This window comes from Streptomyces sp. CB02980, from assembly GCF_014451325.2.
GTDB lineage: Bacteria > Actinomycetota > Actinomycetes > Streptomycetales > Streptomycetaceae > Streptomyces.
Genome location: NZ_JACSCH020000007.1, coordinates 146,587 through 167,696, shown reverse-complemented (window position 1 = coordinate 167,696; position 21,110 = coordinate 146,587). Strand labels below are relative to the sequence as shown.

General features: G+C 70.9%; 22 protein-coding genes. 5 read left to right on the top strand and 17 right to left on the bottom strand.

Translation table 11 applies throughout. From position 1 onward, the window contains the following. Positions 1 to 4: 4 nt before the first annotated feature. Both E0F75_RS17125 and E0F75_RS17120 read right to left on the bottom strand, forming a co-directional pair. Positions 5 to 709: a L,D-transpeptidase family protein gene (locus E0F75_RS17125; RefSeq protein ID WP_374115406.1), complete on the bottom strand. Its 705-nt coding sequence runs from the start codon at positions 707 to 709 to the stop codon at positions 5 to 7. A 373-nt stretch (positions 710 to 1,082) separates the two neighbouring features. Continuing rightward, complete coding sequence (locus E0F75_RS17120) at positions 1,083 to 2,543, bottom strand: NAD(P)H-hydrate dehydratase (RefSeq protein ID WP_187623373.1); 1,461 nt, start codon at positions 2,541 to 2,543, stop codon at positions 1,083 to 1,085. A 170-nt stretch (positions 2,544 to 2,713) separates the two neighbouring features. On the opposite strand from E0F75_RS17120, the gene E0F75_RS17115 reads away from it, so the two are divergent. Both E0F75_RS17115 and E0F75_RS17110 read left to right on the top strand, forming a co-directional pair. Further along, on the top strand, positions 2,714 to 3,271 hold the full coding sequence (locus E0F75_RS17115; protein WP_187623372.1) for a hypothetical protein: 558 nt from the start codon (positions 2,714 to 2,716) through the stop codon (positions 3,269 to 3,271). Continuing rightward, on the top strand, positions 3,268 to 4,779 hold the full coding sequence (locus E0F75_RS17110; RefSeq protein ID WP_187623371.1) for a YncE family protein: 1,512 nt from the start codon (positions 3,268 to 3,270) through the stop codon (positions 4,777 to 4,779). Before E0F75_RS17115 ends, E0F75_RS17110 begins: the two co-directional genes overlap by 4 nt. A 145-nt stretch (positions 4,780 to 4,924) precedes the next feature. On the opposite strand, the gene E0F75_RS17105 is transcribed toward E0F75_RS17110, so the two are convergent. The 3 genes from E0F75_RS17105 to E0F75_RS17095 are packed head-to-tail and all read right to left on the bottom strand — an operon-like array spanning position 4,925 to position 7,963. Further along, on the bottom strand, positions 4,925 to 5,293 hold the full coding sequence (locus E0F75_RS17105) for a holo-ACP synthase (RefSeq protein ID WP_187623370.1): 369 nt from the start codon (positions 5,291 to 5,293) through the stop codon (positions 4,925 to 4,927). Between the two features lie 24 nt (positions 5,294 to 5,317). After that, complete coding sequence (gene glmS, locus E0F75_RS17100) at positions 5,318 to 7,165, bottom strand: glutamine--fructose-6-phosphate transaminase (isomerizing) (protein ID WP_187623369.1); 1,848 nt, start codon at positions 7,163 to 7,165, stop codon at positions 5,318 to 5,320. 39 nt (positions 7,166 to 7,204) lie between these two features. Beyond that, a complete protein-coding gene (locus E0F75_RS17095) occupies positions 7,205 to 7,963 on the bottom strand; it encodes a hypothetical protein (RefSeq protein ID WP_229312707.1) in 759 nt (252 codons plus the stop codon). 210 nt (positions 7,964 to 8,173) lie between these two features. Here E0F75_RS17095 and coaA point away from each other — a divergent pair, with 210 nt between their 5' ends. Both coaA and E0F75_RS17085 read left to right on the top strand, forming a co-directional pair. Next, positions 8,174 to 9,142 carry a type I pantothenate kinase gene (gene coaA, locus E0F75_RS17090; protein WP_187623367.1) on the top strand — a complete coding sequence of 323 codons (969 nt, stop codon included), beginning with the start codon at positions 8,174 to 8,176 and terminating at the stop codon, positions 9,140 to 9,142. A gap of 2 nt (positions 9,143 to 9,144) precedes the next feature. After that, on the top strand, positions 9,145 to 10,104 hold the full coding sequence (locus tag E0F75_RS17085) for a DUF389 domain-containing protein (protein ID WP_187623366.1): 960 nt from the start codon (positions 9,145 to 9,147) through the stop codon (positions 10,102 to 10,104). A gap of 67 nt (positions 10,105 to 10,171) precedes the next feature. On the opposite strand, the gene glmM is transcribed toward E0F75_RS17085, so the two are convergent. From glmM to E0F75_RS17065, 4 genes are all read right to left on the bottom strand, one after another. Beyond that, positions 10,172 to 11,530: a phosphoglucosamine mutase gene (gene glmM, locus E0F75_RS17080; protein ID WP_187623365.1), complete on the bottom strand. Its 1,359-nt coding sequence runs from the start codon at positions 11,528 to 11,530 to the stop codon at positions 10,172 to 10,174. A gap of 134 nt (positions 11,531 to 11,664) precedes the next feature. Beyond that, positions 11,665 to 12,177: a 30S ribosomal protein S9 gene (gene rpsI, locus E0F75_RS17075; RefSeq protein ID WP_015035601.1), complete on the bottom strand. Its 513-nt coding sequence runs from the start codon at positions 12,175 to 12,177 to the stop codon at positions 11,665 to 11,667. A 44-nt stretch (positions 12,178 to 12,221) separates the two neighbouring features. After that, on the bottom strand, positions 12,222 to 12,665 hold the full coding sequence (rplM, locus tag E0F75_RS17070; RefSeq protein ID WP_030318630.1) for a 50S ribosomal protein L13: 444 nt from the start codon (positions 12,663 to 12,665) through the stop codon (positions 12,222 to 12,224). Between the two features lie 393 nt (positions 12,666 to 13,058). Beyond that, positions 13,059 to 14,681, bottom strand: coding sequence for an ABC-F family ATP-binding cassette domain-containing protein (locus tag E0F75_RS17065; RefSeq protein ID WP_187623364.1), 1,623 nt, complete (start codon positions 14,679 to 14,681; stop codon positions 13,059 to 13,061). Between the two features lie 56 nt (positions 14,682 to 14,737). On the opposite strand from E0F75_RS17065, the gene E0F75_RS17060 reads away from it, so the two are divergent. Beyond that, positions 14,738 to 15,742: a hypothetical protein gene (locus E0F75_RS17060; RefSeq protein ID WP_187623363.1), complete on the top strand. Its 1,005-nt coding sequence runs from the start codon at positions 14,738 to 14,740 to the stop codon at positions 15,740 to 15,742. Here E0F75_RS17060 and truA read toward each other — a convergent pair. The 8 genes from truA to map form a co-directional block, all read right to left on the bottom strand. Then, positions 15,713 to 16,570, bottom strand: a complete 858-nt coding sequence (truA, locus tag E0F75_RS17055; protein WP_187623362.1) for a tRNA pseudouridine(38-40) synthase TruA — start codon at positions 16,568 to 16,570, stop codon at positions 15,713 to 15,715. The genes E0F75_RS17060 and truA overlap by 30 nt on opposite strands. A gap of 86 nt (positions 16,571 to 16,656) precedes the next feature. Then, the gene (gene rplQ, locus E0F75_RS17050) at positions 16,657 to 17,121 is read right to left on the bottom strand and encodes a 50S ribosomal protein L17 (protein WP_015035596.1); all 465 of its coding nucleotides are present in this window, start codon (positions 17,119 to 17,121) and stop codon (positions 16,657 to 16,659) included. Positions 17,122 to 17,263: 142 nt separating this feature from the next. After that, the gene (locus E0F75_RS17045) at positions 17,264 to 18,286 is read right to left on the bottom strand and encodes a DNA-directed RNA polymerase subunit alpha (protein ID WP_003966937.1); all 1,023 of its coding nucleotides are present in this window, start codon (positions 18,284 to 18,286) and stop codon (positions 17,264 to 17,266) included. A gap of 127 nt (positions 18,287 to 18,413) precedes the next feature. Continuing rightward, complete coding sequence (rpsK, locus tag E0F75_RS17040; RefSeq protein WP_006376016.1) at positions 18,414 to 18,818, bottom strand: 30S ribosomal protein S11; 405 nt, start codon at positions 18,816 to 18,818, stop codon at positions 18,414 to 18,416. Between the two features lie 66 nt (positions 18,819 to 18,884). Continuing rightward, positions 18,885 to 19,265, bottom strand: a complete 381-nt coding sequence (gene rpsM / locus E0F75_RS17035; RefSeq protein WP_015035595.1) for a 30S ribosomal protein S13 — start codon at positions 19,263 to 19,265, stop codon at positions 18,885 to 18,887. Between the two features lie 191 nt (positions 19,266 to 19,456). Further along, positions 19,457 to 19,570 (bottom strand): 50S ribosomal protein L36, encoded by a 114-nt coding sequence (gene rpmJ, locus E0F75_RS17030; protein WP_003956441.1) that lies wholly within the window; start codon positions 19,568 to 19,570, stop codon positions 19,457 to 19,459. A 62-nt stretch (positions 19,571 to 19,632) separates the two neighbouring features. Then, on the bottom strand, positions 19,633 to 19,854 hold the full coding sequence (gene infA, locus E0F75_RS17025) for a translation initiation factor IF-1 (RefSeq protein WP_003956442.1): 222 nt from the start codon (positions 19,852 to 19,854) through the stop codon (positions 19,633 to 19,635). 343 nt (positions 19,855 to 20,197) lie between these two features. Further along, positions 20,198 to 21,049 carry a type I methionyl aminopeptidase gene (gene map, locus E0F75_RS17020; protein WP_030318640.1) on the bottom strand — a complete coding sequence of 284 codons (852 nt, stop codon included), beginning with the start codon at positions 21,047 to 21,049 and terminating at the stop codon, positions 20,198 to 20,200. Positions 21,050 to 21,110 lie beyond the last annotated feature (61 nt).

The following is a 21,110-nucleotide window of genomic DNA, read 5'->3' as shown; positions in this document are numbered from 1 at the left end:
GGTGTCAGCTCCCGGGCCGCTTTCCCCAGATGTAGACCCGGTCACCCTTGCGCAGCACGTCCCAGAGTTTCTGGGCGTGGCGGTAGCTGAGATTGACGCAGCCGCGGCTTCCGGTGGGCGTGGCGAGCTGCCCGTAGACGGCGTGGAAGGCCTGACCGCCGCTGAAGAACTGGGAGTAGGGCATGGGGGTGTTGTAGATGGTGGACCAGTGGTCCTTGTGGCGCCAGTAGACGGAGTGCCATCCGGTCCGGGTGGCGTACCCCTTGCGTCCGCTCCGCATGTTGACGACGGGGAAGGTCACCTTCTTGTCCTTCCGCACCCACATGAGCTGCCGGTCGAGATCGACACAGGCGACGGCGTACTTCTTCACGGGGCAGCGCCGCCCGGGATCCAGGTTCTTCCGGGCGGCGAGCAGTTCGGCCCTGGCCCAGGTGACGGGGCCGGCGTAGCCGTTGGCGGGCTTGATCTTCTCTCTGACCTGGAAGGCGCGGATGGCCCGGCAGTCGGCGGCGGACTGTCTCCCGTCGACGGTGAGCTTCAGCAGCCGTTCGACCCGCCGCTGATGGGTACCGGTGGCGGCGGTGCAGGAGGCCGCCACGGCACTCCGGGGCATGTACTCGACCAGCTCGTCCACGTCCTCCTCGGGCGCGGGCACGGGCACGTCGCCCTCGGGCTGCAGGGGCGGCAGCACCTGATCGGGCGTATCCATCGGATACTCGGCCTGCCCGCCCCCGACCACCCCGGGCACGAGCCCGTCCCCGGGCTCGGGAGCATCGGCAACGGCCCCACCTCCGGCCAAGGGCACGAGCAGGACCCCAAGAAGAACGAACAACGACACGACACGACTTCTCGATCTGATCACCCACCCACCCAATCCCCGGGCGCCCGGCAGAGCGCGCCGGGAGAGGCGGCCGGCGCAGCGGGTTCAGCCGACCGGGGGCCGAAGCCCGCGGCCCGGGGTGGGGTGGGGGAATCCACACGGTGGGGGAATCCACCCCCCTGCAGCCGTCCCGGGGCGAGGTGGGGGGAATCCACCCCGCTACAGCAGCCCCGGGGTGGGGTGGGGGGGTATCCACGCCCCCCTACAGCCGCCCCGCCGTCACATCCCGCCACGCGCCCCCCAACGCCCCCGCCACCTCCCCGGCCGTCACCGGCCCGCCCCCCGACGCCCGCCGCGCCGCAAGACCGTGCAGGTACGCCGCGCACGACGCCGCGTCCACCGGGCGCAGCCCCGCCGCGAGCAGCGAGCCCGCGAGGCCCGACAGGACGTCCCCGCTTCCCGCCGTCGCCAGCCACCCCGTCCCCGTCGGGTTCACCCGCACCGCGCCACCGGCAGCCGCCCCCGCCCCGCACACCAGCGTGGTCGACCCCTTGAGCAGCACCGTCGCTCCGAACCGCGCCGCCAGTTCCCGTACCGCCGCGAGCCGCCCCGCCTCCACTTCCTCCCGGGTCGTGCCGAGCAGCGCCGCCGCCTCCCCCGCGTGCGGGGTGAGCAGGGTCGGCGCGCTGCGGGCCCGTACGAGCGCAGGTTCGATCCCCCGCAGCCCGTCCGCGTCCACGAGCACCGGCACGTCCGAGGCGAGGACCTCCGCGACGCCCGGCTCGTCGCCGAGCCCCGGCCCGACCACCCATGCCTGCACCCGCCCGGCGCGGTCCGGCGGCCCCGGGTGGACCAAAGTCTCCGGGTGCGCCGCGATCACCGCGTCCGCCGCCGGCCCGACGTACCGCACCGCCCCCGCACCGCCCCGCAGGGCCCCCTCGACGGCGAGCACCGCCGCCCCCGGATAGCGCGCGGACCCGGCGACGACGCCGAGCACCCCGCGCCGGTACTTGTCGCTCTCGGTGCCCGGTACGGGCAGCAGCCGCGCCACGTCCTGGTGCTGGAGCGCCTCCAGGTCGGCCACGCCCGGCAGTTCGCCGCCGAGCCCGATGTCGACGAGCCGCAGCGCGCCCGCGTAGGACCGCGCCGGGTCGACGAGCAGGCCCGGCTTGTACGTCCCGAAGGTCACCGTCACGTCCGCCCGCAGCGCCTCCCCCGTCACCTCCCCCGTGTCCGCGTCGACGCCGCTCGGCAGGTCGACGGCGACGACGACGGCGTCGGAGCCGCGCGCGGCGCGGGCGACGGGCACGGCGTCGGGCCGGAGCCCGCCCCGTCCGCCGATGCCGGTGATGCCGTCGAGGACGAGATCGGCTGCGGCGAGCGGTTCGAAGGGGTCGTCGTGGGCGCTGTCCACGACCCGGCCCCCCGCCGCCCGCAGCGCCGCGAGCCCGCCCTCGTGCGCGCGGTCGCCGAGGAGGACGGCGGTGACTCCGGCGCCGCGCCGGGCGAGCCGGGCGCCGGCGTAGAGGGCGTCGCCGCCGTTGTCGCCGCTGCCGACGAGGAGGACGACCCTCGCCCCGTACACCCGCCCCTTCCCGAGGAGCGAGCAGCAGGCGGCGGCGAGTCCGGCGGCGGCGCGTTGCATGAGCGCGTCTTCGGGGAGTCGGGCCATGAGGGCGGCTTCGGCGGCCCGTACGGTCTCCACGCGGTAAGCGGTACGCATGGTCGCAGTCTGCCGCAGCCCCCGGGCGCCTGCCCGCCGCCGCCGCGCCGTCGCTCCCAAGCCCCGGCCCGGCGGCGCGGGTTGACGCCCCTTCATCGATCAACTTAGGTTTGCCTTACCTAAGTAGTCGGTATCTGTCGGTACCCGTCTCCCGGAAGGCCAGCTTCGCCATGCGCACCGTCACCCGCTCCGCCCTCGCCCTCGCCTCCGCCGCCGCCCTCACCCTCGGCCTCGCCTCCACCGCCTCCGCCGCCACCACGAACCGCACCGTCACCGAGGGCACCCGCACCTACAACCTCTCCCTCACCGCCCCGAACACCGCCTCCGCCGCCGGCGCCAACGTCACCGTGACCGGCTCCGGATACAACCCCGACCAGGGCGTCTACGTGGGCCTCTGCGCGATACCCACGGGGGTGAACACCACCGACCCCGGCACCTGGAACAGCAAGCCCACCCCCTGCCTCGGCGGCCAGGACGAGACCGGCACGACCGGCGCCTCCCACTGGGTGAACAGCGACTGGTACTGGATGTCCCCGTCCAACTCCTCCCCGTTCACGGAGTCCGGCGGCCTCGGCTCCTTCTCCGTCCAGATCCACGTCAAGGCGAAGATCTCCGACACGGTCACCTGCGGCCAGTCGGGTGTGACCTGCGCGATCGTCACCCGCGCCGACCACTTCGACAGCTCCGACCGGAAGTACGACGTGTACGTGCCGGTGACCTTCCAGTGAGGACCGCCCTCCTGACGACCGCCGCCGTGCTCGCCCTCGCGGGCACGGCGGCGGTCGTGCCGGCCGCCACCACGGCAGCGGCCCCGGCCCCGCTCCACGAGAACCTCCGCACCCTCACCCCGCTGGGCGCAGCCCTTGACGCCGAGGTCGACCCGGCCGCCGACCGCCTGTACGTCAGCAGCAGCGACGGCACGGCCCACCGCCTGACGGTCTACGACACGACCACCGGCGCCCCCGTCGGAGAGCCGGTCGAACTCCCCGCCCCGGCCACGGTGATGGCCCTCGGCGCCGCCGGCACCCTCTACCTCGGCCTGTCCACCCGTATCGCCGTCTACGACACCGCGACCCGCACCGTCACCGACGACCGGCTGCCCGTCGAGGGCAGCGTCAGCCTTCTCGCCGCCGACCCGGGACAGGGACGGCTGTACGTCGGCAACCAGGCCGCCAGATCCGTCACCGTCCACGACACCGGGAACGGCGCGGTCGTCGGCACGCCCGTCGTCCTGCCCTTCCACCCGGCCGGACTCGCCGTGGACACCACGAGCCACACGGGATACGCGACCTACGTCGGCGGCGCCGTCGAGAACGGCTCCGTCGTCTACCGGAACATCCTCAACGCCGTCGACGGCACCACCGGCCGCCTCACCGGCACCGTCAGCCTCGGGACCACCGCCCTCGGCAGCATGGGCGTCACCGTCGACCCGGCCGGCCGCACGGGATACGTGGCCAACCTGGCCGCCGGAACGGTCTCGGTCGTCGACCTGGCCGCACTCGAGGTCACCGGCACCCTCACCGTCGACGGCAACCCGAAGGCCCTCGCGTACGACCCGGGGACGACGACCCTGTACGCGGCCCGCACCGGCGCCTCCTCCGTGGCGGTCGTCGACCCGAAGGCGGGCACGGTGACGGAGACGATCACGACGGGCGAACGCCCGGCGGCCCTGGCCCTGGACCCCGCGGAGCACACGCTCTACACGGTGGCGGGCGGCGCGGTGACCCAGACGGTACGGAAGACCCCGACGCCCACGGAACCGACGCCGACCCAAGGACCGACGGACCCGACGCCGACCGGCCCGACGTCCACGGCCCCGACGCCGACTCCGACTCCGACCGACCCGACCTCGACCGGCCCGACACCCACCGCGACCACGCCCACAACCGAGCCTCCGACCCAGGAGCCGACGGCCCCGGCCCCGACCCGGACCGACGCCTCACCGACGTCGACCGCCCCGGCCCCCGAACCGACCCCGACGGACTCGACTTCCCCGGACGGCACCACGGGAAGCACCACCGGCGGCGGAGGCGGCGGCACCGGAAGCGACGCCGGCGGCACCGGCCCCGGCACCCCCGACGGAACGGGCCCCACCGGCGGACTCGCCGCCACCGGCGGCGGCAGCACCCTCCCCGTCGCCCTCACCGCGGCGAGCCTCGCCGCCCTCGGCGGCGCGGCCCTGATCCTGACCCGCCGCCGAGCGGCACAGGAAGGCACCGGCGGCACCACCCCCTAGGGGGGGGTGTCCTGCCGATCAGGCCGCACCACCCCCTGGACGCGCGCGGCACTCACACCCGACGCCGGCCCTGGCAGCCGCGCGCACACGGCCAGGGGCCCGACCGTCCTCCGACGGCCGGGCCCCTGGTCCGTACATCCCGCGTCTACGCCTCCGCGATCACCACGGCGGACGCCACCCCCGCGTCATGACTCAGCGACACGTGCCAGTGCTTGACGCCCAGCTCGGACGCCCGCGCCGCCACCGTCCCGCTCACCCGCAGCCGTGGCTGCCCGGTGTCCTCGACGTACACCTCGGCGTCCGTCCAGTGCAGCCCGCCCGGCGCGCCCAGCGCCTTCGCGAGGGCCTCCTTCGCGGCGAACCGCACCGCGAGGGAGGCGGGCCCGCGCCGTTCGCCGCTGGGGAGCAGCAGTTCACGCTCGACGAAGAGGCGCTGGAGCAGCCCCGGTGTCCGTTCGATCGACGCGGCGAACCGGTCGATCTCGGCCACGTCGATCCCCACCCCGATGATCATCTGCTCACCTTCACACGCACACACTCACTCCACGGTCACGGACTTGGCCAGGTTGCGCGGCTGGTCGACCTCGTTGCCCCGCGCGGTGGCGAGCTCGCAGGCGAAGACCTGGAGCGGCACCGTGGAGACCAGCGGCTGGAGCAGCGTAGGCGTGGCCGGGATGCGGACGAGGTGGTCGGCGTACGGGACGACGGCCTCGTCGCCCTCCTCGGCGATCACGATGGTGCGGGCGCCGCGGGCCCGGATCTCCTGGATGTTGGAGACGATCTTGTCGTGGAGCACGGAGCGGCCCTTGGGAGAGGGCACGACCACGACGACCGGCAGGTCCTCCTCGATGAGCGCGATCGGCCCGTGCTTCAGCTCTCCGGCGGCGAAGCCCTCGGCGTGCATGTACGCCAGTTCCTTGAGCTTCAGGGCGCCTTCGAGGGCGACGGGATAGCCGACGTGCCGGCCGAGGAAGAGGACGGTGTCCTTGTGGGCGAGGGAGCGGGCGAGGGCCCGGACGGGCTCCATGGTCTCCAGGACCCGCTCGACCTCGTCGCCGATCCGGGCGAGCTCGCGGACGACGGCGTGGATCTCGTCGCCCCACTTGGTGCCGCGCACCTGACCGAGGTAGAGCGCGAGGAGGTAGCAGGCGACGAGCTGGGTGAGGAAGGCCTTGGTGGAGGCGACGGCGACCTCGGGCCCCGCATGGGTGTACAGCACGGCGTCGGACTCGCGCGGGATCGTCGAGCCGTTCGTGTTGCAGACGGCGAGCACCTTCGCGCCCTGCTCCCGCGCGTGCCGCAGCGCCATCAGCGTGTCCATCGTCTCGCCCGACTGCGAGATGGCGATGACGAGGGTGCGCTGGCCGAGGATCGGGTCGCGGTAGCGGAACTCGCTGGCGAGCTCGACCTCGCAGGGGATGCGGGTCCAGTGCTCGATGGCGTACTTGGCGATGAGACCGGCGTGGAAGGCGGTGCCGCACGCGATGATGACGATCTTGTCGGCCTCGCGGAGCACGGCGTCGGGGATACGCACCTCGTCGAGGGTGAGCCGGCCTGCGCCGTCGATCCGGCCGAGGAGGGTGTCGGCGACGGCCTTGGGCTGCTCGGCGATCTCCTTGAGCATGAAGTAGTCGTAGCCGCCCTTCTCGGCGGCGGAGGCGTCCCAGTCCACGTGGAAGGCACGGACGTCGGCGGGCGCCCCGTCGAAGTCGGTGACCGTGACGCCGTCCCTGGTCAGCTCGACGACCTGGTCCTGGCCGAGTTCGATGGCCGACCGGGTGTGGGCGATGAACGCGGACACGTCGGAGGCGAGGAAGTTCTCGCCCTCGCCGACACCGACGACGAGCGGCGAGTTCCGGCGGGCGCCGACGACCACGTCCGGCTGGTCGGCGTGCACGGCGACCAGGGTGAAGGCCCCGTCGAGCCGCCTGCACACCAGCCGCATGGCCTCCGCGAGGTCCCCTGCGGAGGAGAACTCCTCGGCGATGAGGTGGGCCACGACCTCGGTGTCCGTCTCGGACAGCAGGTCGTGGCCGCGCTCGGCGAGCTCGTCCCGGAGGGGGGCGAAGTTCTCGATGATGCCGTTGTGGACGACGGCGACGCGCCCGGCGTTGTCCAGATGCGGATGCGCGTTGGCGTCGGTCGGCCCGCCGTGGGTGGCCCAGCGGGTGTGTCCGATGCCCACGGACCCGCCGGCGAGCGGCCGGTCCACGAGCTCCTTCTCCAGGTTGACGAGCTTGCCCGCCTTCTTGGCCGCGGCGAGCCCTCCGTCGGAGAGCACCGCGACACCGGCCGAGTCGTAGCCCCGGTATTCGAGCCTCTTGAGGCCCGCGACCACCACATCAAGCGCCGACTGCCCGCCGACGTATCCCACGATTCCGCACATGACGGCAGCCTACGGCGGAAGGCGCCCGGAGGACCGGAGTCAGGACAGCTTGGCGGCCTGCGCGTCGATGACGGCCTGCGGCAGCGTCTTGACCCCGCCGGGAACGAGGCTGATGGTCGAGAACGACGCGAGCGTGTTGCCCTGGCGGAAGACGACGAGCTTGCTGACGAACGGCTCGCCCTCCATGTCGGTGGTGACGGTGAAGGCGACGGCCTCCTCACCGGCGGTGACGGTCTCCGGGGCGACCTTGGCGACCTTCGTCTTCTCCTTGAGGTGGACGACGTGGAAGCCGCCGGCGCACTCCGCGCCGGCCTTCTTCACCGAGGCGAAGGCCTCCTGCGCGCCCTGTCCGTCGTACGAGCCGAGCGTCACCGCCGTGACCTGGGCGCCCAGCCCGCCGAGGAGCGCGTCCTCGGGCGAGGCCGACGCGTCCTTCTTCGGCTCTTCGAGGACCTTGCGCTCCGCCGACGCGGCGGGCGAGCCGGGCGAGAGGAAGGACATGGCGTGGGCGATCGGCGCACAGACGGCCTTGTCGGCGGTGACCGAGGCCGCCGAGACGACGTCCCCGGCCTCGGTCTTCTGCACCTGGTAGCCCTTGAGGTCGGCCCGCTCGACGATCGCCTTCTCCAGCTCGGCGTCCGACAGCGTCTTGGCGGCGGGCGCGCTCGTGGCGGAGGCGCTGGGCGCACCGGTGCCACCGGCCTTGTCGCCCTTGCCGTCGCTCTTCTCCCCGCCACCGCAGGCGGTGACGAGCAGGGCGAGGGAGACGGCGGTGGCGGCGACGGCGGCGCTTCTCATGGACGTACGCATCTGAGGTGGCTCTCTGTTTCTCTTCGTGTTCACAAGCCGCCCGAAAGGACGGCTCCCCCCCGCGCGAAGTCGTGAAGCATCGGATCCAGGAGCCCACGCGGCATCAAAGGATCACCCTAGGCCGACGGTCGGACAACGCATTTCCCGCGTGACCCACCCCACCCCCCACACCCCCCGCCGACCCGCGACAATGGCGGGGTGATCACTTCGCCGCCACGAAGCGCCAACGGCACGACGCCCTACGTCGACCTCACCCGCGCGGAGTGGAGCGCCCTGCGCGACAAGACCCCGCTCCCCCTCACCGCCGAGGAGGTCGAGCGGCTCCGCGGTTTCGGTGACGTCATCGACCTCGACGAGGTACGGGACGTCTACCTCCCGCTGTCCCGGCTGCTCAACCTGTACGTGCAGGCCACCAGCGGACTGCGGGGCGCCCTCAACACCTTCCTCGGCGAGAGCGCCGAGCAGCGCGGCACCCCGTTCGTCATAGGAGTCGCCGGCTCGGTCGCCGTCGGGAAGTCGACGGTCTCCCGTCTGCTCCAGGCCCTCCTCGCCCGCTGGCCGGAGCACCCGCGCGTGGAGCTGGTCACCACGGACGCCTTCCTCTACCCGATGGAGGAGCTGAAGGCCCGCGGCCTCATGTCCCGCAAGGGCTTCCCCGAGTCGTACGACCGCCGGGCCCTGACCCGGTTCGTCGCGGACATCAAGGCGGGCAAGGACGAGGTCACGGCCCCGGTCTACTCGCACCTCATCTACGACCGCGTCCCCGGCGAGCGCCTCGTCGTCCGCCGCCCGGACATCCTCATCGTCGAGGGCCTGAACGTCCTCCAGCCGGCCCTGCCCGGCAAGGACGGCCGCACCCGCGTCGGCCTCGCCGACTACTTCGACTTCTCGGTGTACGTGGACGCGCGCGCCGAGGACATCGAGCGCTGGTACCTCAACCGCTTCCGCAAGCTGCGCGACACCGCCTTCCAGGACCCCGACTCGTACTTCCAGCGCTACACCCAGGTCTCCGAGGACGAGGCCCTCGACTACGCGCGCACCATGTGGCGGACCATCAACAAGGTGAACCTCCTGGAGAACGTGGCCCCGACGCGCGGCCGGGCGACTCTCGTCGTCCGCAAGGGCTCGGACCACAAGGTGCAGAGGCTGAGTCTCCGTAAGCTCTGAGGATGCTGCATCTCCGGATGATCGTGCCGCCCGACCGCACCAAGGCCGCGGTCGAGGTGATCGAGTCGACCGTCGGCACCACCCACCTGGTGGTGCTCCCGGGCGCGGCACGGGTCCCGGCCGGTGATGTGGTCATGTGCGACGTGGCCCGCGAGGCGGGCGACGAACTCCTCAAGGGACTGCGCGGGCTGAGGATCGATCAGGACGGCTCCATCGCCGTCGAGAACATCGACTTCTCCCTCTCCACACGCGCCGACACCGCCGAGAAGGAGGCTCCGGGCGAGCCGGCGGACGCGGTGATCTGGGAGCAGTTGGAGGGGGCCACGCACGAGGAGTCGACGCTCTCGATCACGTACAGCGCGTTCATGATCCTGGCGACGATGATCGCGGCCTGCGGTGTCGTCCTGGACAACGCGATCCTGATCGTGGGCGCCATGGCGGTCGGCCCGGAGTTCGGCCCGCTCGCAGGCGTCTGTACGGCGGTGGTGCGGCGCGAGCCGCGGCTGGCGGCACGCTCGCTGATCGCGCTGCTCGTCGGCTTCGCGGCGGCCATCGTGGCGACGACGGTGTTCAGTCTGGGGATGGACGCACTCGACCTGTTCAGCGAGAGCCGCCTCGACGGTGACCGCCCCAACACCAGCTTCATCTGGCAGCCGGACCCGTTCTCGTTCGTCGTGGCCCTGCTCGCGGGTGTGGCGGGCATGCTCTCCCTGACCTCGGCCAAGTCCGGGGCCCTGGTGGGCGTCGCGATCTCGGTGACGACGGTCCCTGCGGGTGCGAACGCGGCGGTCGCGCTCAGCTACGGCGACTTCGGCCAGATGTGGGGCTCGGTCGAGCAGCTGATGCTGAACCTGTTCGGCATCATGCTGGCCGGGGTGCTGACGCTGTACGGGCAGAAACTCCTCTGGCGCACCCAGCGCGGCCACTGGCGCCGCGCGCCCGGGGCCCGGAAGGACAGCTGAAAAGGGCCCCGCCGCACCCGATACGGGTGCGGCGGGGCCCTCAACGCATGACGGCGCCTCAGAAAGACTAGCCCAGCGCCGACTTCACCACGTCCGCGAGCCGCTGCGCCACCGCGCGCGCCTGCTCGATGTCGGCGGCCTCGACCATGACGCGGACCAGCGGCTCGGTGCCGGAGGGGCGCAGCAGGACGCGGCCGGTGGAGCCGAGCTCCTGCTCGGCGGCGATGACCGCGGCGGCGAGGTCGCCGGAGGTCTTCACCCGGGACTTGTCGACGTCGGGGACGTTGATGAGGATCTGCGGCAGCCGCTCCATCACGCCGGCCAGGTCCGCGAGCGACTTGCCGGTGGCGGCCACCCGGGCGGCCAGCATCAGACCGGTGAGGGTGCCGTCGCCGGTGGTGGCGTGGTCGAGCACGATGACGTGCCCGGACTGCTCGCCGCCGAGCGCGAAGCCGTGCTCCTTCATGGACTCCAGGACGTAACGGTCGCCGACCGCCGTCTGGACGAGGTTCAGGCCCTCGCGCTCCATGGCGAGCTTGAAGCCCAGGTTGGACATGACGGTCGCGACGACGGTGTCCCCGCGCAGCGCACCGGCCTCGCGCATGGCGAGGGCGAGCACGGCGAGGATCTGGTCGCCGTCGACCTCGTTGCCCGCGGCGTCCACCGCGAGGCAGCGGTCGGCGTCGCCGTCGTGCGCGATGCCCAGGTCGGCGCCGTGCTCGACGACGGCGGCCTTGAGCAGCCCGAGGTGGGTGGAGCCGCAGCCGTCGTTGATGTTGAGGCCGTCCGGCTCTGCACCGATGGTGACGACCTGGGCGCCGGCCCGGGTGAAGGCCTCGGGCGAGACGCGGGCGGCGGCGCCGTGGGCCTCGTCGAGGACGACCTTGAGACCGTCGAGACGGTTCGGGAGGACGGCGAGGAGGTGGGCGACGTAGGTCTCGAAGCCCTCGTCGTAGTCACGGACCCGGCCGACACCGGAACCGGTCGGACGCTCCCAGGGGGCGCCCGTGCGGTGCTCCTCGTACACGCCCTCGATCTTGTCCTCGAGCTCGTCGGCGAGCTTGTGGCCGCCGCGCGCGAAGAACTTGATGCCGTTGTCGGGCATGGCGTTGTGGCTGGCGGAGAGCATCACGCCGAGGTCGGCGCCGAGGATGCCGGTGAGGTGGGCCACGGCCGGGGTGGGCAGCACGCCGACGCGCAGCACGTCGACGCCGGCACTGGCGAGCCCCGCCACGACGGCGGCTTCGAGGAACTCTCCGGACGCGCGGGGGTCACGTCCGACCACCGCGGTCGGCCGATGGCCCTCGAAGGTGCCCGCCTCGGCGAGCACGTGCGCCGCCGCGACCGACAGGCCGAGCGCGAGCTCCGCCGTCAGGTCCGCGTTGGCCACACCGCGCACGCCATCCGTGCCGAAGAGTCGTCCCACAGCTGTCCTCCGAGAAATACGTGCCCAAGCTGATGAAAGAGAAAGGCGAAAGGTGAAAGGGTCTATGAAAAAACGTACGCCCCGACGGCACGTGCAGTGCCGCCGGGGCGTACGAAAGCAGACCGAGCAGGCGATTAACGCTTGCTGTACTGCGGAGCCTTACGGGCCTTCTTGAGACCGGCCTTCTTGCGCTCGACCGCACGGTCGTCGCGGGAGAGGAAGCCGGCCTTCTTCAGCGCCGGGCGGTTGTTCTCGACGTCCGCCTCGTTCAGCGCACGGGCCACGCCGAGGCGCAGGGCGCCGGCCTGACCGGAGACACCGCCACCCGCGATGCGGGCGATGACGTCGTAGCGGTTGTCGAGCTCGAGCACCTTGAAGGGCTCGTTGACTTCCTGCTGGTGCACCTTGTTGGGGAAGTAGTCCTCAAGGGTGCGACCGTTGATCTTCCACTTGCCGGTGCCCGGAACGATCCGGACGCGGGCGATGGCGTTCTTGCGACGGCCCAGGCCGGCGGCCGGCTGCGGGTCGCCGAAGCGGGACGCGAGCGACTCGGAGGTGTACTCACCCTCGACGAGCTCGGTCTCGGTGGTGTATTCCTCAACGCCCTCGAACTCGTCGACGGGGGTCTCGGGGGTGGTCTCGGCCACGATGCTCCTCAGATTTCTTTCGTTCTTAGGGGGTGTGGCCGGAACTACTGCGCGACCTGGGTGATCTCGAACGGGACCGGCTGCTGCGCAGCGTGCGGGTGGTTCTCGCCCGCGTAGACCTTCAGCTTCGAGATCATCTGACGGCCCAGGGTGTTCTTGGGGATCATGCCCTTGATGGCCTTCTCGACGGCCTTCTCGGGGTTCTTGGAGAGCAGCTCGTCGTAACGGACGGAGCGCAGACCACCCGGGAAGCCGGAGTGGCGGTAAGCCAGCTTCTGGGTCTTCTTGTTGCCGGACAGGTGGACCTTGTCAGCATTGATGATGATGACGAAGTCGCCCATGTCCATGTGGGGGGCGTAGACCGGCTTGTGCTTGCCTCGGAGGAGGTTCGCAGCCGTGGTCGCCAGACGGCCCAGGACGATGTCCTGCGCGTCGATGATGTGCCACTGGCGAGTGACATCGCCGGGCTTGGGGCTGTACGTACGCACTTCGTAGCCTTCGCTTCTTCAGTGGATGGAGTCCAGACACACCTGAAGCGATCATGCAGCTGGGGCCTGCACTGCCGGGAACACTGCCCGTATGCGAGCCACTGGTAACTGCTCCAGGGAACCTGCGTAAAGGCCCTTCGTATGAGAACGACGAAGCCAATACGCATAACAAACCGCAACACTACCCGCGCTACCCCTGACGGGTCAAAACGCCGCGAGACACCAGGTCACCGCGCCCGCTCGACCCGTCGCTCGTCCCACACCGGCTCCGTCGACCCCTCCCCCACGCCGCCCTCGCACGACTCGGCCCCAAGGGGCCTCCCCGGCTTCGCCCGGCTGCGCCGGACTCCGTCCGTCGGCCGGGGCCCGAGGCCCGTCGCCGACCGCCCGAGGTCACCGCGCCCGCTCGACCCGTCGCTCGTCCCACACCGGCTCCGTCGTTTCCCGCACCACGCCGTCGGACCCGAACACCAGGAACCGGTCGAAGGACTTTGCGAACCACCGGTCGTGCGTGACGGCCAGCACCGTCCCGTCGTACGACTCCAGGCCGTCCTGCAGGGCCTCCGCCGACTCCAGGTCCAGGTTGTCCGTCGGCTCGTCGAGGAGCAGCGCCGTCGTGCCCGCCAGCTCCATCAGCAGGATCTGGAACCGCGCCTGCTGCCCGCCCGAGAGCTTGTCGAACGGCTGGTCGCCCTGCCGCTCCAGCTCGTACCGCCGCAGCATCGACATCGCACCGCCCCGGTCCTTGGCGTGCTCCGTCCACAGGATGTCGACGAGCGGCCGCCCGGTCAGCTCCGGGTGCGCGTGGGTCTGGGCGAAGTGCCCCGGCACCACCCGCGCGCCCAGCTTCCACGCACCCGTGTGGGCGACGGACGGGTCCCCCGCGAGCAGCCGCAGGAAGTGTGACTTACCCGACCCGTTCGAGCCGAGGACGCCGACCCGCTCGCCGTAGAAGATCTCCAGCGAGAAGGGCTTCATCAGCCCGGTCAACTCAAGGTTCTCGCAGGTCACAGCGCGTACACCGGTGCGGCCACCGCGCAGCCGCATCTTGATGTCCTGCTCGCGCGGCGGCTCCGGCGGCGGCCCCGCCTCCTCGAACTTCCGCAGCCGGGTCTGCGCCGCCGCGTACCGCGAGGCCATGTCGTGGCTGACCGCGGCCGCCTGCCGCAGGTTGAGGACGAGCTTCTTCAGCTGGGCGTGCTTCTCCTCCCAGCGCCGCTTCAGCTCCTCGAAGCGCGCGAACCGCTCCCGGCGCGCCTCGTGGAAGGTGTCGAACCCGCCACCGTGCACCCACACGTCCGAGCCGGCCGGGCCGGGCTCGACCGCGACGATCTTCTGCGCGCCCCGGGACAGCAGCTCCCGGTCGTGAGAGATGAACAACACGGTCTTACGGGTCTCCCGCAGCCGCTCCTCCAGCCACCGCTTGCCGGGGACGTCGAGATAGTTGTCCGGCTCGTCGAGGAGCAGCACCTCGTCGGAGCCGCGCAGCAGCGACTCCAGGACGAGCCGCTTCTGCTCACCGCCGGAGAGCGTCCTGACCTCCCGGAACTGCGCCTTCTCGTACGGGACGCCGAGCGCGGCCATCGTGCACATGTCCCAGAGGGTCTCGGCCTCGTACCCCTGCACCTCGGCCCAGTCGCTGAGGGCCTGCGCGTACTTCATCTGCGCGGCCTCGTCGTCGACGGTCATGATCAGGTGCTCGGCCTCGTCGACGGCCTTCGCGGCCTCCCGGATCCGGGGCTGCGCCACCGAGACCAGCAGGTCACGCACGGTGGACGCGTCACGCACGGAGCCGACGAACTGCGGCATCACGCCGAGGCCGCCGCTGACCCTGACGGTGCCGCCGTGCGGCTGGAGCTCTCCGGAGATCAGCCGGAGCAGTGTGGTCTTGCCGGCGCCGTTGGCCCCGACGAGGGCGACGACGGCGCCCTCCCCGACCCGGAAGGAGGCGTCCCCGAGGAGGATCCTCCCGTCGGGCAGGTAGTACTCAAGATGCGCGGCCTCGACATGTCCCATGAGGTGCATTGTCGCCGCCCGCGTCGCCGGGGCCCAACCGGTTTAGGATGCGCGGCATGAGCTTTGGGGGACCGCAGTGGCCGCAAGAGCCGCAGCAGGGCGGGCAGCAGGGGCACGGACAGCAGCCGCAGCAGGAGTACGGACAGCAGGGCTACGGACAGCCTCAGGGGTACGGGCAGCAGGAGTACGGGCAGCCTCAGGGGTACGGGCAGCAGCCCGGCCAGGGGCAGGCACCCGACCCCTTCCCGGGTGCCCAGAGCGGCGGGCCGACCCCCGACTGGGGCGCCCTGGCCGACGCCTCGGCCTCCCGTAACCGCCGCAAGCGCTGGCTGATCATCGGCGGCGGCGCGGTGGCCGCCCTGGTCGTCGGCGCGATCGTCGCCACCGCCGTGGTGGCCTCCGGCAAGAAGAACGACGAGGCCGAGAACGGCGGGGTGCCCACCGGCACGGCCTCCCCCACCACGGCCCCGACCCCCGAGCCGACCTTCTCGTCGGTGGCGCCGCCGCCCCCGCCGAACCCGAAGGACTACATCTCGGACCCGAAGAAGGACAAGGCCCCGCTCTCCGCGGAGGGCCTCTTCCCGGGCAAGAAGCTGTCGATGAACAAGCGCCCGTACACCAAGGGCGCGACCTCGGCGACGACCGACTGCGCGGCCGTCACCCAGGGCGGCCTCGGCGCCGTCCTGAAGAAGAACGGCTGCCAGCGGGTGCTCCGCGCCACCTATGTGAAGGACGGCGTGGCGATCACCGTCGGCGTCGCCGTCTTCCCCTCCGAGGCCGCGGCCCTGAAGGCGAAGAACCAGGCCACCGGCGGCATCGCCCCGCTGGTCGGCGCGGGCGTACGTGACTTCTGCCACGCCACGGTCTGCCTGCGCCGCTCGAACTCGGTCGGCCGCTACGCCTACTTCACCCAGGCCGGCTTCTCCAACGGCAAGAAGGTCACCAAGGCCGACAAGCCGATCTTCCAGGCCAGCGACGACCTCGGCACCTTCGCCTTCAACCAGATCTACGCCCGCGGCCGCTCCCAGGCCTCAGCAGCAGCCGGCGCTCCCGGGGAGTGACCGCTTGTTCCTGGCCTCCAGATTGCGGGCGGCCAGGAGCTCGTCGGCCGGGTAGCCGACCTCTTCGAGGGTGAGGCCGTGCGGCCGTACGACATGCACGGCCGAGTCCCGCACGCCGGCCGCGAGCACCTTGCCCGGCCAGTCCACGGGCCGGTGCCCGTCGCCGACGAAGAGCAGGGCGCCGACCAGCGAGCGGACCATGTTGTGGCAGAAGGCGTCCGCCTTCACGGTGGCTTCCATCACACCGTCGGGGCGGCGCTCCCAGCGCAGCTCCTGGAGCGTGCGGATGGTGGTGGCCCCCTCGCGCCGCTTGCAGTACGCGGCGAAGTCGTGCTCGCCGACGAGCGCCGCGGCGGCCTCGTTCATGGCGTCCATGTCGAGGGCCCAGTCGTGCCACAGGACGTGCCCGCGCTGCAGCGGGTCGACCCCGCCGGGGTTGTCGGTGACCCGGTACGCGTAACGGCGCCAGACGGCGGAGAAACGCGCGTTGAAGCCGCTGGGGGCCTCGGTCAGGGACCAGACCCGCACATCGTGCGAGAGGCGCCCCGCGAGCCGCCTGAGCAGCTTGTCGCGGTGCTCGGCCCACAGCTCGACGGGCAGGTCGACATGCGCGACCTGGCCGCGCGCGTGCACCCCGGAGTCGGTCCGGCCGGCCACGGTCAGCTCGTACGTCTCCGCCGACCGGGTCACGGTCCGCAGCGCGGCCTCGATGTCCCCCTGCACGGTCCGCTGCCCCTGGGACTGCTTGGCCCAGCCGGAGAAGTCCTTGCCGTCGTACGACAGGTCAAGCCGAACCCGTACGAACCCGTCCTGCACGTCATCGCTCACGCGGAAATCCTCTCGAAACCATCGAACACGGCAACGGGCCCGCACCCCAAGGGGTACGGGCCCGCACACGAGAAACGTCGGAACGCTTACGCGTCCTTCGACTCCTCGGCCGGAGCCTCGGCGGCCGCGTCGGCCTCCTTGACGGCGCGCACGGTGGCGGCCTCGGCCTCGGCGACGGTCGCCTTCTTGGCGATCTCGCCCTCGACCAGCTCGATCACGGCCATCGGGGCGTTGTCGCCACGACGGTTGCCGATCTTGGTGATACGGGTGTAGCCACCCGGGCGCTCGGAGTAGCGCGGGGCGATCTCGGTGAAGAGGGTGTGGACGATGCCCTTGTCGGTGATCGTCTGCAGCACCAGGCGACGGTTGTGGATGTCGCCCTTCTTCGCCTTGGTGATCAGGCGCTCGGCGACCGGACGCAGGCGACGGGCCTTGGCCTCGGTGGTGGTGATGCGGCCGTGCTCGAAGAGCGACTTCGCCAGGTTGGCGAGGAGCAGCTTCTCGTGCGCGGCGGAACCGCCGAGGCGGGCACCCTTCGCGGGACGCGGCATGGTGTTTCTCCTTGATGTCTGCCTCGGCCGTATCAGGTACCGAGGTCAGTATCCGAGCGGGCGGTCGCCCGTCGAAGACCCGCGCCCCGTAAGGGGCGCGGGGAACTGCGCGACCGGCCGAAGCCGGCCCGCAGACGATCTACTAGTACTGCTCGGTCTCGACGAAACCGGCGTCCGCGTCGTCGTCGGCGCCGAAGGCGTCGGCGGCGGCGGTCGGGTCGAATCCGGGCGGCGAGTCCTTCAGCGCGAGGCCCATACCGGCCAGCTTCGCCTTGACCTCGTCGATCGACTTCGCACCGAAGTTGCGGATGTCGAGCAGGTCCGCCTCGGAGCGCGCCACGAGCTCACCCACGGAGTGGATGCCCTCACGCTTGAGGCAGTTGTACGAACGAACGGTGAGCTCGAGCTCCTCGATCGGCAGCGCCAGGTCGGCGGCGAGGGCGGCGTCCGTGGGGGACGGGCCCATGTCGATGCCCTCGGCGTCGATGTTGAGCTCGCGCGCCAGACCGAACAGCTCGACCAGGGTCTTGCCGGCGGACGCCATGGCGTCACGCGGGCGCATGGCCTGCTTGGTCTCGACGTCGACGATCAGCTTGTCGAAGTCGGTGCGCTGCTCGACACGGGTCGCCTCGACCTTGTACGTGACCTTGAGCACCGGGGAGTAGATGGAGTCGACCGGGATACGACCGATCTCCTGGCCCACCTGCTTGTTCTGCACGGCGGAGACGTAGCCGCGACCGCGCTCGACGGTCAGCTCCATCTCCAGCTTGCCCTTGCCGTTGAGCGTGGCGAGGACGAGGTCGGGGTTGTGCACCTCGACACCGGCCGGGGGCGCGATGTCGGCGGCGGTGACCAGACCCGGGCCCTGCTTGCGCAGGTACATCACGACCGGCTCGTCGTGCTCCGAGGAGACGACCAGCTGCTTGATGTTGAGGATGAGGTCGGTCACGTCCTCCTTGACGCCCGGCACGGTGGTGAACTCGTGCAGGACGCCGTCGATGCGGATGCTGGTGACAGCGGCACCCGGGATCGAGGACAGGAGGGTACGGCGGAGGGAGTTGCCGAGGGTGTAGCCGAAGCCCGGCTCCAGCGGCTCGATCACGAACCGGGAGCGGAACTCGTCGACGACCTCTTCGGTCAGCGAAGGACGCTGAGCGATAAGCATGTGTTCAATCCTTCAGTCGTGGACGCCCACTATTTGACGCCCGACGGAGTGCTGCGTACTGCAAGGGTACGGGCGGCACGGTCCGAAGAGCCGTACCGCCCGAAGTCCTGAATCAAGCAGCCGTGCGTCAGACGCGGCGGCGCTTGGGGGGACGGCAGCCGTTGTGCGGCGTGGGGGTGACGTCCTGGATCGAACCGACCTCGAGGCCCGTGGCCTGGAGGGAACGGATCGCGGTCTCGCGGCCGGAGCCCGGACCCTTGACGAAGACGTCAACCTTGCGCATGCCGTGCTCCTGCGCGCGGCGAGCGGCCGACTCGGCGGCCATCTGCGCGGCGAACGGGGTCGACTTGCGCGAGCCCTTGAAGCCGACGTGGCCGGCGGAGGCCCAGGAGATCACGTTGCCCGCGGGGTCCGTGATCGAGACGATCGTGTTGTTGAACGTGCTCTTGATGTGCGCGTGGCCGTGAGCGACGTTCTTCTTTTCCTTGCGGCGCACCTTCTTGGCAGCGCCCTGACGACCCTTGGGGGGCATCTATAACTCCTACGGGAGGTGGTCGGTCCTACAGCGAAGACCGCTTGGTCAAGCGTCCGCTGAGGACTACTTCTTGCCCGGCTTCTTCTTGCCGGCGATGGCGCGACGCGGGCCCTTGCGGGTACGAGCGTTCGTGCTGGTGCGCTGGCCGCGGACGGGCAGGCCACGACGGTGGCGCAGGCCCTGGTAGCAGCCGATCTCGACCTTGCGGCGGATGTCGGCGGCGATCTCGCGACGGAGGTCACCCTCGGTCTGGAGGTTGGCGTCCACGTACTCGCGGATCTTGACGAGGTCTTCCTCGGCAAGGTCGCGGACACGGGTGGACGGGTTCACGCCGGTCGCGGCGAGAATCTCCTCGGACCGGGTACGCCCGATGCCGAAGACGTAGGTGAGTGCGACCACCACACGCTTTTCGCGCGGGATGTCAACACCGGAAACGCGTGCCATTCAATGGCTCCTGTGTTCTCGGGGGTCTGCTGCAGAACCGTTCCCGGCTGCCGTATGAGGTACAGGTCGGGTCCCCGGCCCCCGCCGGAGGTGCCGTCAACCGTGCGAACACGGCCCGACGGGCTCTGCGTATGTACGTATTGCTATGCGTCGCGCGAAGAACTGCGAAATTGCAGGTCGGTCGGCGTGCTTCAGCCCTGGCGCTGCTTGTGGCGCAGGTTGTCGCAGATGACCATGACCCGGCCGTGACGGCGGATCACCTTGCACTTGTCGCAGATCTTCTTGACGCTCGGCTTGACCTTCATGGGTGTGAGGTTCTCCGGGTCAGTGCCACCACCCGCGCGCGGAGGCGGGGTGCGGGCAAGATCTACTTGTACCGGTAGACGATCCGGCCACGCGTCAGGTCGTACGGAGAGAGCTCCACCACGACCCGGTCGTCCGGAAGGATTCGGATGTAGTGCATCCGCATCTTGCCGGAGATGTGCGCGAGGACCTTGTGACCGTTCTGGAGTTCCACCTTGAACATGGCGTTCGGGAGGGACTCGATCACGGTGCCCTCGATTTCGATGGCACCTTGCTTCTTGGCCACGCTTCGCCTTTCGAATCGGCTACCTTGATCGACTCTCGCCGCCGTATGCGGACACACGGGTACACGAGAGCCGACGCATCAGTCTACGTCAGGCCCCAGGAAAAGACGAATCGGGAAGTCTGCCCACCCGAACTGATCCTTACGCAAGGCACCACGCCGTAGAAAACTCAAAGCTACTCCTGCACGAACGGAAACGCGCCGACCCGATCCCCGACGCGGACCTCGCGGGCTCGGCGCCCGGGGGCGCCTCACAAGCTTCGGCCCGCTGCGCCGGCCTCCGACCGGCGAACCGGGGGGCAGGTGCCCGACCGGTGAACCGGCGCGGGTGCGGGAAGGGCGTCCGCTACGCCAGCGGGTCCGGCGCCGCCGTCACACCCAGCTCCGCCAGCTTCGCCTTGCCGCCGTCGACCGCCGTCAGGACCAGGGGGCCCTCCTCGGTCAGGGCGATCGAGTGCTCCCAGTGGGAGGACCAGGTGCCGTCGGTCGTGATGACCGTCCAGTCGTCCTTCAGGACCTCCGTCTGCGGGGTGCCCAGGGAGACCATCGGCTCGATCGCCAGGCACAGGCCGGGGACCAGCTTCGGGCCCTTGCCGCGCTTGCGGGAGACGTAGTTCAGCAGGTGCGGGTCCATGTGCATCTCGGTGCCGATGCCGTGGCCGCCGTAGTCCTCGATGATCCCGTACCGGCCCAGGCTGTGGTCGCCGACGGCCGGACGCGGCTGGCGCTTGATGTACGTCTCGATCGCCTTCGAGATGTCCACCAGACGGTTGCCGAGCCGCATGGCCGCGATGCCGGCCCACATCGACTCCTCCGTGACCCGGGAGAGCTCCACGAGCTCGGGCGCGTGCCCGGTGCCCACGAAGGCCGTGTAGGCCGCGTCACCGTGCCAGCCGTCCACGATCGCGCCCGCGTCGATGGAGATGATGTCGCCGTCCTTGAGGACGGTCTTGTCGTCGGGGATGCCGTGGACGACGACCTCGTTCACCGAGGTGCAGATCGTCGCGGGGAACCCGCCGTACCCGAGGAAGTTCGACTTCGCCCCGTGGTCGGCGATGACCTTCCGCGCGACCTCGTCCAGGTCCTTCGTCGTGGCGCCCGGCACGGCGGCCTCACGGGTCGCCGCGTGAATGGCGGCGACGACCAGCCCCGCCTCGCGCATCTTCGCGATCTGCTCGGGGGTCTTGATCTGCACCATCGTGGCCGCGGCCTTTCCATCGAGTACGGGGAACAGAACAACGATACGGCCGCGGCGCCCC

Excerpts from the sequence above, each read along its gene's own strand:
- E0F75_RS17060 (WP_187623363.1), top strand. The coding sequence starts at position 14,738 with ATGAGCTTTGGGGGACCGCAGTGGCCGCAAGAGCCGCAGCAGGGCGGG.
- E0F75_RS17085 (WP_187623366.1), top strand. The coding sequence starts at position 9,145 with ATGCTGCATCTCCGGATGATCGTGCCGCCCGACCGCACCAAGGCCGCG.
- rpmJ (WP_003956441.1), bottom strand. The coding sequence starts at position 19,570 with ATGAAGGTCAAGCCGAGCGTCAAGAAGATCTGCGACAAGTGCAAGGTG.
- rpsM (WP_015035595.1), bottom strand. The coding sequence starts at position 19,265 with ATGGCACGCGTTTCCGGTGTTGACATCCCGCGCGAAAAGCGTGTGGTG.
- E0F75_RS17095 (WP_229312707.1), bottom strand. The coding sequence starts at position 7,963 with ATGAGAAGCGCCGCCGTCGCCGCCACCGCCGTCTCCCTCGCCCTGCTC.
- rplQ (WP_015035596.1), bottom strand. The coding sequence starts at position 17,121 with ATGCCGCGTCCCGCGAAGGGTGCCCGCCTCGGCGGTTCCGCCGCGCAC.
- E0F75_RS17045 (WP_003966937.1), bottom strand. The coding sequence starts at position 18,286 with ATGCTTATCGCTCAGCGTCCTTCGCTGACCGAAGAGGTCGTCGACGAG.
- E0F75_RS17115 (WP_187623372.1), top strand. The coding sequence starts at position 2,714 with ATGCGCACCGTCACCCGCTCCGCCCTCGCCCTCGCCTCCGCCGCCGCC.
- map (WP_030318640.1), bottom strand. The coding sequence starts at position 21,049 with ATGGTGCAGATCAAGACCCCCGAGCAGATCGCGAAGATGCGCGAGGCG.
- E0F75_RS17065 (WP_187623364.1), bottom strand. The coding sequence starts at position 14,681 with ATGGGACATGTCGAGGCCGCGCATCTTGAGTACTACCTGCCCGACGGG.
- E0F75_RS17105 (WP_187623370.1), bottom strand. The coding sequence starts at position 5,293 with ATGATCATCGGGGTGGGGATCGACGTGGCCGAGATCGACCGGTTCGCC.
- glmS (WP_187623369.1), bottom strand. The coding sequence starts at position 7,165 with ATGTGCGGAATCGTGGGATACGTCGGCGGGCAGTCGGCGCTTGATGTG.
- rpsK (WP_006376016.1), bottom strand. The coding sequence starts at position 18,818 with ATGCCCCCCAAGGGTCGTCAGGGCGCTGCCAAGAAGGTGCGCCGCAAG.
- E0F75_RS17120 (WP_187623373.1), bottom strand. The coding sequence starts at position 2,543 with ATGCGTACCGCTTACCGCGTGGAGACCGTACGGGCCGCCGAAGCCGCC.
- E0F75_RS17125 (WP_374115406.1), bottom strand. The coding sequence starts at position 709 with ATGGATACGCCCGATCAGGTGCTGCCGCCCCTGCAGCCCGAGGGCGAC.